At 36.3% G+C, this 12984-nt stretch carries 11 protein-coding genes (1 of these 11 only partly in view); 5 read left to right on the plus strand and 6 right to left on the minus strand.

Annotated elements, in window-relative coordinates:
- Positions 1–50 precede the first annotated feature (50 nt).
- The 3 genes from EZY12_00455 to EZY12_00465 all read left to right on the plus strand — a co-directional run bounded on the left by EZY12_00455 (position 51) and on the right by EZY12_00465 (position 2907).
- Complete coding sequence (locus EZY12_00455; GenBank protein QSX68234.1) at positions 51–860, plus strand: hypothetical protein; 810 nt, start codon at positions 51–53, stop codon at positions 858–860.
- Positions 861–979: 119 nt separating this feature from the next.
- A complete protein-coding gene (locus EZY12_00460; GenBank protein QSX68235.1) occupies positions 980–2296 on the plus strand; it encodes an ATP-binding protein in 1317 nt (438 codons plus the stop codon).
- Positions 2281–2907: an RloB domain-containing protein gene (locus EZY12_00465; GenBank protein QSX68236.1), complete on the plus strand. Its 627-nt coding sequence runs from the start codon at positions 2281–2283 to the stop codon at positions 2905–2907. The genes EZY12_00460 and EZY12_00465 overlap by 16 nt, the downstream gene beginning before the upstream one ends.
- A 23-nt stretch (positions 2908–2930) precedes the next feature.
- On the opposite strand, the gene EZY12_00470 is transcribed toward EZY12_00465, so the two are convergent.
- The 3 genes from EZY12_00470 to EZY12_00480 form a co-directional block, all read right to left on the minus strand.
- Complete coding sequence (locus EZY12_00470; protein ID QSX68237.1) at positions 2931–3812, minus strand: ABC transporter permease; 882 nt, start codon at positions 3810–3812, stop codon at positions 2931–2933.
- Positions 3813–3829: 17 nt separating this feature from the next.
- Positions 3830–4912, minus strand: a complete 1083-nt coding sequence (locus EZY12_00475) for a spermidine/putrescine ABC transporter substrate-binding protein (protein ID QSX68238.1) — start codon at positions 4910–4912, stop codon at positions 3830–3832.
- A gap of 117 nt (positions 4913–5029) precedes the next feature.
- On the minus strand, positions 5030–6169 hold the full coding sequence (locus EZY12_00480) for an ABC transporter ATP-binding protein (GenBank protein ID QSX68239.1): 1140 nt from the start codon (positions 6167–6169) through the stop codon (positions 5030–5032).
- 116 nt (positions 6170–6285) lie between these two features.
- On the opposite strand from EZY12_00480, the gene mrdA reads away from it, so the two are divergent.
- Both mrdA and EZY12_00490 read left to right on the plus strand, forming a co-directional pair.
- Positions 6286–8067 (plus strand): penicillin-binding protein 2, encoded by a 1782-nt coding sequence (gene mrdA, locus EZY12_00485; protein QSX68240.1) that lies wholly within the window; start codon positions 6286–6288, stop codon positions 8065–8067.
- Positions 8068–8340: 273 nt separating this feature from the next.
- Positions 8341–9603: an FAD-dependent hydroxylase gene (locus EZY12_00490; protein QSX68241.1), complete on the plus strand. Its 1263-nt coding sequence runs from the start codon at positions 8341–8343 to the stop codon at positions 9601–9603.
- 65 nt (positions 9604–9668) lie between these two features.
- Here EZY12_00490 and lysS read toward each other — a convergent pair whose 3' ends face one another.
- The 3 genes from lysS to EZY12_00505 form a co-directional block, all read right to left on the minus strand.
- A complete protein-coding gene (gene lysS, locus EZY12_00495) occupies positions 9669–11258 on the minus strand; it encodes a lysine--tRNA ligase (protein QSX68242.1) in 1590 nt (529 codons plus the stop codon).
- A 114-nt stretch (positions 11259–11372) separates the two neighbouring features.
- Positions 11373–12677, minus strand: coding sequence for a transposase (locus tag EZY12_00500; protein QSX70457.1), 1305 nt, complete (start codon positions 12675–12677; stop codon positions 11373–11375).
- Positions 12678–12939: 262 nt separating this feature from the next.
- Positions 12940–12984, minus strand: the 3' portion of a protein-coding gene (locus tag EZY12_00505) for a VOC family protein (protein ID QSX68243.1). 309 nt of this gene lie beyond the right edge of the window; only the last 45 of its 354 coding nucleotides appear in the window; its start codon lies off the right edge, out of view; its stop codon occupies positions 12940–12942.

Genomic DNA, 12984 nt, shown 5'->3' on the forward strand with positions numbered 1-12984 from the left:
AGTATATATATAAACTACCTATGCAGAGAATATAAAAGGAGAAAAAATTTATGGTATCGAGAATAACAGAATCTATAAATTTAAACCCATATTTATCAAATAATATTCCCAAACATCTCCAAGTTTTATTTGACAGAATTAAACTAGAACATTACGGAGAACTATATGAGCCAGAGTCCGATAGTAGAGCTTCACTGGATGATACTGTAAATGAAGTTTTAAAATCACTTTGTGATAGTAATGAAACATTAACTCATCTTCGCTATCTCTGGATGACGCTGATTTTAACTCTAGTTGTAGAGCCTACTTTAAAATACTATCAACCACAAAATTTATTACCAAAACGTATTATTGATTTGATAGCAAATTGGGTCATTACTATAATTAATAGTTCAATTAATAACACAAAAAATGATACCAGTAAATTTAGTAGCGAAGAATTGCTGAAAGCTATATCAAAGAACCGCAATTTTTATATTGAGAAAGAAATAGCGAACTTTCAAATACTTGATGAAGCTATAGATGTTTTTGATAATGCAATTCGAGTTCTTAACTATGAACAGGCTGTAGAAGCAATTTTAAATATTCTAGATGATTGCTTAGAAGGTTATGCGATTTTTCCAGGTTCTTATGGTAGACGTGAATTGTTTGATTGGTGGTTATTAGATGTTGTCCCAGCCAGCTATAATTTATTACCTCCTAAATCATTTTATGTAGTTGAAGGATTAGAAAATAAAGAAGAAATTAGATTGCGTCAAACTAGGTTATTAAATCAACTTAGCTCACAAGTATGGGATGATATATCAAAAAATTTAATCAGCAAAGAAGAAAAAACACCGAGTGTAATCATTTTTTCGTAATACTCAGTAGTATCTATAAGTTAACATAACAATTTGTGGTAAAAGTAGAGATTTTTTGACTTTTACGATATGATTTACGTGAAGAAATCACAAAAAACTGCCTTGAGTACCTTTAAATTATGCTTGTAGACTTCACTGTTGAAAACTACCGTTCCATTAAAGAACCTGTAACTCTCAGTGCTGTTGCTCAAAAACAAAGCGCTCGCAAGACAAGCGCAACCAGCAAACGCAAAGGGATAAAATCAGATCAAGAAATTGCACCTGGGTATTATGTTGAAGGTTGGGATATGGAGATTTTACCTGTTTTAGCAATTTTTGGAGCTAACGCTTCAGGTAAAAGTAATGTTATTCAAGCTTTAGATTATTTATTGCTTATGATGACTCATAGTACACAAGAACTGACCAGCGCCCAGAGAATTTTTCAATATGCAAAATTAGATACTTTCAAATTAGATAGTATTTCTGCTAAACAACCGACAAGGTTTGAATTAAGAACTCTATTTGATAATAATATATATACTTATTCATTAGAAATTAATCAAAATCATATTATTTCTGAAAAATTGGATTATGCTTTAAATACAACCAAGCGAACTCGGCGCTTATATCATCGTCAATGGGATGGAGATAGGCAAAAATTTATTTGGAAAACTGGCGATGATTTTGTAGGTCCGCATAATCAATTACAGCGGAATATTAAAGAAAATGAGTTATTTATCAGTATATTATTTAAACTAGAAGTTGAGAGAATTAAATCTCTTATAGATTGGATAGAAGAAAGATTTGTAGGCATTTATCTGGGTAATGAAGAATTGGATTTATTCAGATTAGTACCAATGGAAATTACTGATGAGCCTTCATTCAATGTTCTTCTCGAAGATGTCGTGAAGATTGTAAATAAATTTGATACAGGAATTTCCAGAATCGAGATCAAACAAAAATCAGATGATGCGTTGGATTATAATATATATGCTGTACATAATACCCATGAAGGTAAAGAAATTTATTGGACTTTCGATGAAGAATCTCTTGGAACACAACGTATATTTAACTTAGCGTTTAGAATACTCAAGGCTCTAGACTCAGAAGTGTTAACGATTGTAGATGAATTAGGCGCAAACATTCACCCAAATATTGTAAAATATATTATCAAAATGTTTCAAAGTCCCAAAACAAATCCTCTAAATTCTCAACTGATTTTCACCAGCCATGATAATACATTACAAAGAAATAACTTACTACGACGTGATCAAATTTGGTTTACACAAAAACGTCCTGACCATAGTACAGAATTATATCCTTTAACTGATTTTCATGTCCGCAATGATTTAGCAATTGATAAAGCTTATTTAGATGGACGCTTTGGAGCAGTTCCATTTTTACCATCTGATGAAGAAATGATATTACAGGGTGATGAGGAATGTCAAGAAAGTTAGAACGTCGTCAACCTACCAGGAAAATTACTCAAAAAATATTAATTGCTTGTGAAGGAAGTAAAACCGAACCAATTTATTTCAATAGCATTCGTAATGAATTACGTTCATCAACTTTAGAGATTATTGTATTGGATAATCAAGGAAAAACTGACCCAGGTAACATTATTGAAATACTCATCGAAAAACGACAGCAGATGAAAAATGAAAAAAGATGGACTACAAATGATGCTGCTTGGGCTGTTTTTGATGGAGATGAACATATTGAAAAAAGTCGTAAAAGTTGGGAAACTGCGATTAATCGAGCTAATAGTCAAAAGATTAATTTAGCAATTACAAATCCTTGTTTTGAACTTTGGTATTTAATTCATTTTCAAGATCATTTTGCAGAAATTAATCGTGATAAGTTAGTTAAATTATTAGATAAACATATCCCTGGCTATAACAAATCAACGTGTTTCTATCCCAAACCATTAAAACCATTAACTGAAAAAGCTATTCAATCTGCTGAAAAAATCGCAAAGCAAATATTACGTAATGAATTATATGAATACTCTAATCCTTGTTGTAGTGGTTTACCAAAACTAATTAGTAGTTTATTAGGTTTAATTTAATAAAATTGGAAAAGAATGAACAATTATTTAGTTTTATCAAATTTAATCACAAAAGCGATCGCAATACTCACCATCAAAATCAATGCCATACTCAAAGCTGAACCAAAACCCCAATTTTGACTAGCACCAAGAAACTGATTATAAACTAACCGCGCAGCCGTCATACTCGAAGCACCACCAAGTAATTCAGGGTCTATAAAATCCCCCAACCCAGTAATAAAAACTAGCAGGGAACCAGCAGCAATTCCTGGTAAAACTTGCGGTACAGTCACCTTGCAAAAAGTTTGTACTGGATTTGCACCCAAATCAGCAGCAGCTTCTAATAACTGTTTATCTAACTTTTCTAAAGAAGCATATAAAATTAACACCATATAAGGTAACAAGCTGTAACTCATCCCAATTAATACGGCTGAGTTACTATTCAGAATATCTAATGTAGGTAAACCAAAACTGGTTAATAAACTATTTAATAATCCAGTAGGACGCAAAATTGTAATCCATGCGTAAGAACGCAATAAAGAAGAAGTCCATAAAGGCAAAACAAAAGCCAAAACTAATAAATTTTGCCAACGCTGTGGCACAATTAAAGCAATCCAATAAGCAACGGGAAAACCTAAAATTAAAGTAATAATAGTAGTAGCAAATGCTAAAAAAAGTGAGTTGAATATAACTTTTAAATAAATCGGTTCAAAAATGCGAATATAGTTACCCCAACCACTAGGATTTACTAGATCACCTGGTCGAATATCCGGTACTAAACTTAATTCAAAAATGATTAATGTTGGCAAAACTAGCAGTATTAATAACCAAATACCAGATGGTGCTAGTAATACCAAGGGAGATAACCAATTTTTCCACCCAGATTGTAATTTCTCGGTTTTGCTCAGATCGTTAGAAGATTGCATTTGAGAATTAGTAATTTTTAAGTTAGTAATTGAGTCCAATAGCGTTCATATACTTCTTCAAATTTTCCTAAAGGAGTCACACGTTCACACTTTGCTAAAAGTGATTCAGGCGGAAATAAATTAGTATTCTCTTGAATTTCCTGTGGTAATTGTTCAAATCCAGCCCGATTAGGAGTAGAAATATATAATCTTTCAGAAATTGCTGCTGCTACTTCTGGTCGCAAAATTAAATTAATCCAGGCATAAGCACCAGCTATATTAGGATTAGATTTGGGAATAACAATAGTATCAGTCCATAATGATGAACCACTGCGAGGAATTACAAATTTTAATTTGGGGTTTTCTTTAGAAATTCTGACTGCATCAGCAGAATAACACATCGCAATTGATAAGTCTCCCGCCAGAATTTTATTTTGCCAAGCATCAGTATCAAAAGCAGCGATCGCAGGTTTTAATAATTGTAATTTCTGATATGCTTGTTTAACTTCATTTTCATTTTGTGAATTATAGGAATAACCCAACATCCGCAACGTTGCCCCCATTACCTCCCGCACATCATTGAGTAAGGTAAAGCGTTTATTTAGCTTATCCTGATTTTGCCAAAGATATTCCCAATCTTCTGGGGGATTTGCCAATTTTTCTGAGTTGTATAGTAAACCAGTTGTTCCCCAATTAAAGGGAATACTATAACGGTTATTGGGGTCATAAATAGGATTAGAAAATTGGGGCAATAAATTATCTAAGCCAATTAAACGGCTATGATCTATTTCTGTTAATAACCCTTTTTCTGCCATCTTCTGTACCATATAGTCAGATGGATAGATGATGCTATAAGTACCACCACCTCCAGCTTGTAACTTCGCCAACATCACATCATTGGATTCATATACATCTGCTATTACTTTCATCCCTGTTTGGGTAGTAAAGGTAGTTAGTAATTCTTTATCTGTATATTGTGTCCAGGTATAAATATATAGTTTGTCATTATGATTAGAGCTAATATAGTTTGACCCCACATTAGCTAGTCGCCAACCACAACTACCTAAAGATAAGGTAGAAAATGCCGCCATTTTTTTGAGAAAATTACGTCTGTTAGTCATCTACAGGAATTGATAATTGATAATTCATTTTTATTTTTGAAGCTTCTACATATTCTTCCTTCTTCCTTCTTCCTCCTGACTCGGTGACTCGGTGACTCGGTGACTCGGTGACTCCTTTCATAAATTGTCAATTTGACTAATAGCTAAACAGTCAGATTTTTCCCACCAAGCATAAATGGGTGTATTCCTATCTGGTAAGCTACTATAAGTATTAGGTTGTAAAACATTGAGGTTAACACCGTTGATTAATTCCACAACATAATTAACATGAGTACCTAAATACATGACATTAATTAGCCGTCCCTCAAAACAGTTTGTGGGTATATTAGGTTGATAAAGGGAAAGTTGAATTTTTTCAGGACGGACACTAACAACAACACTTTGGGCTATTTTTAAAGGAGTTTGTTCGTTGCGACCAACAAGAATTGTTAATCCAGTTTTAGTCGAAATTTTGATAGATTCTGCATCTACTTCCAGAATTTCACCACTAAATAGATTAGTATCACCAATAAAATCAGCTACAAAAGGTGTTTGGGGGCGTTCGTAAATTTGACTGGGAGTACCAATTTGTTCTATTTTGCCTTGGTTCATCACCGCAATGCGATCAGATAAACATAGTGCTTCTTCCTGATCATGTGTCACCATAACAAAGGTTAACCCTAAATCCTTGTGAAGATTAGATAACTCAACTTGCATCTCCTTGCGAAGTTTCAAATCTAATGCTCCTAAAGGTTCATCTAGAAGGATGACTGCGGGACGATTCACCAAAGCCCTTGCTAAGGCTACCCGTTGTTGTTGACCACCTGAAAGTTGATTGGGGACACGCGATCGCAAACTTTCCATTTTTACGAGTTTTAAAGCTTCTGTGACGCGACTAGCAATTTCTGATTTAGATATTTTTTTTAATCGCAGTCCAAAAGCAATGTTTTCCCACACATTCAAGTGATTAAATAAAGCATAACTTTGAAATACAGTATTCACAGGTCGCCGATAAGAAGGAACATCGGTCATTAACTGACCTTGAATTAGTAACTTACCAGCGTCAACCCTTTCAAATCCAGCAATTAAGCGGAGTGTAGTTGTTTTCCCACAACCAGAAGGACCTAAAATACTAAAGAACTCTCCCTGTCTAACATCCAAATCTACCCCATGTACTGCGGGTTCTTGGTTGAAAAACTTGAATACGTTACGCAATTCAACATCAAGTGGCTGTAATGTTTTTGAACCTCTTTGATTCTGTATCGCAGTTTGAGCCATAATCTTCCGTAGAATACCCTGATATTGTCAGTTGTCAGTTGTCAGTTGTCAGTTGTCAGTTGTCAGTCGTTACTTATTACCTATTACCTATTTATCCCAAAATTTTTTTTGGTCTTATGGCTATTTTTCCATCATTACTTAGTACAACAAAAAATACACGCACAGTTGGACGTGGTGTCCAATCTACATTTGTAATTTTATTCACATTATTAATGTTATCTGGAATCGGCGCTAGATTAATTTATTTGCAAATTATCGAAGGAAAAAACCACCGCATCCGTGCAGAATCCAACCGGATTCGCATTATTTCTAAACAACCAGAAAGAGGTAATATTTTTGACAGGAATGGTAAATTATTAGCCAGCACTCGTTATCCTCGGTCTGTGTACTTATGGCCAATGGCACATACTAAACCCTCCTGGTCTGTGGTTGGTCCACGTCTAGCCAAAATTCTCGACACCCCCCAAGAAGAAATTGAGAAAACACTTGAACAATCTGCTATCAACCCTTCTTCACTAATTCGCATTGCTCGCAATCTTAATGAAGCACAGGTGACAGCATTAAAAGAGTATGAAAATGAACTACCAGGCGTAGAAATAAATACGGAAGCTGTTCGTTATTATCCCCACGGTCAAGAGTTAGCTCATGTACTTGGGTATACTCGTGAAATTACTGCTGAACAATTGGAAAAAAGGAAAGCGGAAGGCTACAGATTAGGAGATGTAACAGGTCAAATGGGTGTAGAAAAAGCCTATGAAAAATTGTTAAGAGGTGAATGGGGCGGTCAGCAGATAGAGGTAGATGGTAGCGGTAAACCCATAAAAGTGTTAGGAAGCAAAGAAGCAAAAGCTGGTAATGATTTGCACTTAACTATAGATTTAGATATACAACTGGCAGCAGAAAAAGCTTTAGGTAAGCGTAATGGTGCAATAGTCGCAATTGACCCTAAAAATGGGGCTATCTTAGCAATGGTGTCTCATCCCACTTTCGACCCCAATATCTTTTCTAAGCAAAAACTTTCTCAACAAGATGTGAAAACAACATTCCAAAATCCTGAACATCCTTTCGTCAATCGGGCTATTAGCGTCTTTCCTCCAGCTAGTACCTTTAAAATTGTCACCACAACGGCCGGACTAGAATCAGGTAAATTTTCTCCTGATACAGTATTACAAACCTACGGTTCTTTAAATATCGGTGGAACTAGATTTGGTGAATGGAATCATGCTGGTTTTGGACCATTGGGTTTTGTGGGCGCATTACAATGGAGTAGCGATACCTTCTTTTATCAAGTTGGTAAGCGAGTCGGTGGACTAACTTTGATTGAATGGACTCGTAAATATGGATTTGGTCAAAGAACCGGCTTTGAATTTACCACAGAAGAAGCTAAGGGTTTAGTTCCCGATGAAAATTGGAAACAGAAAACATGGAAAATACCTTGGAGTGTAGGCGACACTGTGAATATGTCCATTGGCCAAGGGGCTTTACAAGCTACCCCTTTACAAGTCGCTGTCATGTTTGCTGTACCTGCGAATAGTGGTTATCGAGTGCAACCCCATTTGTTGAAAGATAATGAAGAAGCTAAAAGCTGGAGACAATCATTAAATCTCAAACCCACAACCATCAAAATTTTGCGTGAAGGATTGCGGAAGGTAGTCCATGAAGGCACAGGTAAGGCATTAAATGTCCCAACTCTTCCCCCAGTAGCTGGTAAAAGTGGCACTGCTGAAGCTTGGAGAAAAGGAGTTAAAGAAAATCACGCTTGGTTTGGGGCTTATGCACCTGCGGATAAGCCAGAAATTTTAGTCGTGGCCTTTGCTGAACATTCCGGTGGTGGTGGTGGTAGTGTGGCTGCACCAATGATTTTAGAAATAATGGAAAAACATTTTGCTCGGAAATAACTAGGTTAGCGTTAGAACTTGTCGCTGCTACTTAATATCTTCGCTTAAAAGCATAAAAAAAGACCCTGAAATTTTCTCCAGGGTACATACACGTTTTTCAGGCATTAATAAACTTAAGCCTATTCAACCTCAATAAATATTGCTACTACCTAAGGCAGAGTTAATTAAAATATTTTTGCTTTTGGTGAATAAGAAGTTGTTTTTCTATTGATCTTGATCATCAGTGGCGATCGCGTCACAATAATAGTTAAACCGCCGTAATTTATCTTTACAATGTCCCTCTCCCAACTAACTCCCACCCTTTCCTCTCCCCACACCCCCACAGAACACTACTGGGGATATGATTATGATTTAGTTATAGTCGGTGGTGGAATTGTCGGCTTAACCCTAGCCGCAGCTTTAAAAGACTCTGGGTTAAATATCCTCCTAATCGAAGCTAGAGTTGCATCAGCCGCAGTAGCCAAAGGACAGGCTTATGCTGTACATATGTTATCAGCACAAATTTTCCAAGGCATTGGTTTATGGGATGAAATTCTCCCCAATGTTGCCAAATATAACCAAGTTTGTCTCTCTGATGCTGATTATCCTGATGTAGTCAATTTCCAAACTGCTGATTTAGGTACACCAGAGTTAGGTTTTGTAGCAGAACATTATGCACTGTTAGAACCTTTACAAGAATTTGTGCAAAATTGTGCAAATGTAACTATCTTGTGTCCAGCAGAAGTAGTCAGTACACAAAATGAGAGAGATATAGTTACTATTAATATGAAAATTGCCGATGAAAATCGGACAATTCGCAGTAAATTGTTAGTAGCTGCCGATGGTTCAAAATCTCCCATTCGTCAAGCTGCGGGCATTAAAACTAAAGGTTGGAAATACTGGCAATCATGTATTGTGGCTTTTGTAAAACCAGAAAACCCTCATAATAACACTGCTTACGAAAAGTTTTGGTCAAGTGGTCCATTTGCAATATTACCTTTACCTGGAAACCGTTGTCGCATTGTTTGGACTGCACCCCATGAGGAAGCAAAAGCTTTCTGTGCATTGAATGATCAGGAGTTTTTAGCAGAATTGACTAAACGCTATGGTCAGCATGGGGGTAAATTGGAATTATTAGGAGACAGGTTTGTTTTTCAGGTACAGTTAATGCAGAGCGATCGCTATGTTCTCCCCAGATTAGCATTAATTGGTGATGCCGCCCATAACTGTCATCCCGTCGGTGGACAAGGTTTAAATTTGGGGATTCGTGACGCAGCAGCATTAGCTGAAATCATCCAAACAGCACATAAACATCGTCAAGATATTGGTAACATTTCCATTCTCAAACAATATGAAAGCTGGAGAAAAAAAGAAAACCTCGCAATATTAGGTTTTACCGATTTATTAGATCGAGTTTTTTCTAACAACTTCTTACCAATAGTCATAATTCGCCGTTTGGGTCTATGGATTATGCAGCGAGTTCCCATAGTAAAAATATTCGCCCTGAAATTAATGATTGGCTTAAAAGGAAAAACTCCACAACTAGCCAAACGGTGAAATTACCAAAACCAAAATATCGTAGGGTGCGTTAGCGACAGCGTAACGCACCATAAAAGGATAAATTAAGAAACTTCCATCTTTTCCTTACCTACATTCAAAGCCACAACATCCTGCAACCTGGAAATCACAAAAGATTTCTCCAAATAAGACAACAAACCACCAGCTTTAGGACCTTTTTCTTTATTTAAAAAAGATAAATATAAAGCCTTAAAAGCAATTGGTTGTTGAATCCCTAACTCCTTAGTAGTCGAGAAAATTATAGTTTGTAATTCCTCAGCTTCCCAATTAGGAATATTCTGCAAATTCTCCATCAGTTTTTGCAAATAAGCAACTTGTTCGGAGTTAAAATTATTAGCTTTATCTGGAACTTGTTCCAAATAGAGAACTAACTTTTCTTCCTCATCTGCATAGTCTTGTAACCACAATTGAGCAGCAGCAATTCTTTGATTAATAATTTGCTGATCATACTCATTTAAAGGCTGTGGACTACGTTGTAAAACCTCTTCCTGAATATTTAAACGCGGAACTTGCAACAAAGAAATCAACGTACTAAAATCAAAAGGTTGGAAAGTTTTGATTTCATCCCCTACCTGCGCGTAAAATAACGGCATTAATTCCTCATTTAATTCAGGAGATTTGGAATACTTATTAATTAAAGTATCGTAATCTCTAAATAAACGAGTAGTAGTTTCATAATTTGGTGCAAAGTTAATTACTGTTCTTGGTTGAGTCCGCAACATTAAAAAGCGCAGTAATTCAGGAGGAAGTAAAGCCGCAATTTCTTTTGCACCCGAACCTACACCCTTAGAAGAACTCATTTTTGTACCATTCACAAGAATGAATTCATAGGGAGAATGGAAAGGAGGTTGCTTTTGTAAAACCTTACGACTAATAGCATTAGCAACATCTCTAGAACCACCTTTTTGAGAGTGGTCTTTACCAGCCATTTCAATAGTTACACCCTGTACATCCCACTTGGCCACCCATTCCACCTTCCAAGGTAATTTACCATTACCATTAAAAGGAGAAACCCAACCAGAATGTCCACAACCGTTTGTATAATCAGTTGCCTCTGGTTTGCAAGTATAAAAAACTTCTGAACCGTTATAATCTGTAGTGACAGTTGTGGCAATTTTACCGCAATTTTCACAAATAACTTGAAAAGGATACCAGTTATTGGGACGATCAGCCTTACTGACTTCTTTATATGCTTCTCTCACCAAATGGGCATTTTTTAAGAAAGTATCAATATGAGAATTAAGCTGGCCAGAACGATATAAATCCCGGAGAAAATAAGTTTCTGGTTTAATTCCTAAATACTCAAAAACTTCAAAAAATTCACCAATGAAATATTTAGCATAATCACTAGTATCCTCATCACCAGGGGAAGGTACATTACACAGAGGAAAACCCAAATAAGGAGAAAACTTTTCCTGATCTAAGTATTTTGGAACCGTATCCAGTGCGTCATAGTCATCCACACCATACAGGAACTTAACAGGCTTACCTGCGTGTTTCAAGGCACGGTAAATCACATCATGGATAACCACACCCCGCAATGACCCAACGTGTACCCGTCCTGATGGAGTCTTAGAATCATTAACTACCTGGTCGCCTACTGCATCAGCAGCAATTTTATCAGCCCAAAACATTTGCTATTTATCTTTTCACAATCCATCCATTTTAACTTTTGTCATGGAGAATAATCTCATTGTTGACTAAGTTCAATAATATTTCTATCTGGATCTTTATTGACACTCTCAGGTCTAAAGACACTGAGATTCTGCGGACAGAGTAAGCTTAGGGCTTAATACCCAAAGTCTAATTCTCGCTGCGTTCGTCAAACAACGCCTACCCAGTAAGCCCAAGTCTAAGCTTAGATTGCTGGCTACTTTTCTTAGAATGTTCGCTGCACCATTTAAATCAGCGTTAACAATTGAACCATTAGCTGACTGATACAATCCACGTTTAACGCGCTTACCCGATGCTTTCCACCCTTCTGGTTTTTGACCATAAACGGGTAGGGAGTCTCCATCCAAGAAAGATGCTTTTGACGTATAAGATTCTTCAGTTTCTTGAAATCTAATTCCGTGTAAATCACATAATTGTTTTAGTCGGTCTTTGAGTTTACCTAACGGCATTTGGACAAACTTTTGATTATTAATTCGCCCCATGTTAGCGTTAGATTTAAATCCGTCATTCCAGCCGATTACTAATGTACCAATGCCGTATTTTAAGCAATGATCAATAATTAGTTTTGCAGCTTTATTAACCCCATCTTTCATTTGATGGTTGCGTTTACGGGTCACACGGTCTAGCCAATTATCCCAATAAGCCTCCGGTTTTCCTTCTTTTCGTGTTGATACTTTTTTGTTCCAAATCTGGTTCATCGCCTTCATTGCACGGGCATCAATCAATAAAGAATTGCCCAAAGTATCAACACAAGCCGCTAAATTTTCAGCCGTTCCCAGGTCAATAGACAATGCCTGATGGATGTCTAAAACGTGGTTTTGTCTTTCAACTTCATAAGACATTTCCAGATAAAAAACACCGTTTTTAGGTAAGATGGTGAACTCTTTAACCTTTGATATATCTATGTTTGACGGCATTGGTAGGAAAAATTCAGAAATTCCAAACCATCTTTTAACTGTTAGTCCCAACGAAAATCTGATCTGTCCATTGACTAGAGTTAGCTTTTGTGTCCCACTATTAGGATAAGTAACTTTAAAAAGTTTAGAGCCTGTTAGATAGCCGGGAGCTTTGGGCTTAAAGTGTAATTGACCTTTGATGAATAAAGAACGTAATTCTTTAAAAGATTTAAAAGCCTCAGCTACAGACAATAAAGTTTGTTGTGCGGGGACGGATGGCATTGATTGAGCGACCATAGTTTTAGAAACTGAAGGCTCATAAATCAAATCAAACTTACCCGTTAAAAGTTTTCCAGTTTTAAAAAATGTTTGTCTAGCAAAATAAACACCACTGTTATAGAGCCTACCCGACTGTTGACAAAGATATTCTAAAATTGCCTTTATCTCATTGTCGGGAGACAACAAAACCTGTTGTACTCCCATTGATTTACTAACTTTAGACATTGTTCGGGTTGCAATGTTATGATATTATTATCATAGCATACTAATATTCAATTGTCATCATGTCTAGAAAAAAAGGTACTGTTATTTATTTGTCGGAAGAAGACAAAGCAAAGTTAGAACAGATTGCTGCAAGCTGGGGGGTGTCTCAGTCATCGGCCACACAAAGACTAATTAGAGAATACAAGTTAGCTTAGGAAGGCACACGGCGGTTAAAACCGCCCGTGTCACTTATATCTCAGGTCTAAAGACGCTGAGTTTTACGTTTACCGGATGCTCTTATAAAAAT

The organism is Dolichospermum sp. DET69 (assembly GCA_017355425.1).
Lineage (GTDB): Bacteria > Cyanobacteriota > Cyanobacteriia > Cyanobacteriales > Nostocaceae > Dolichospermum.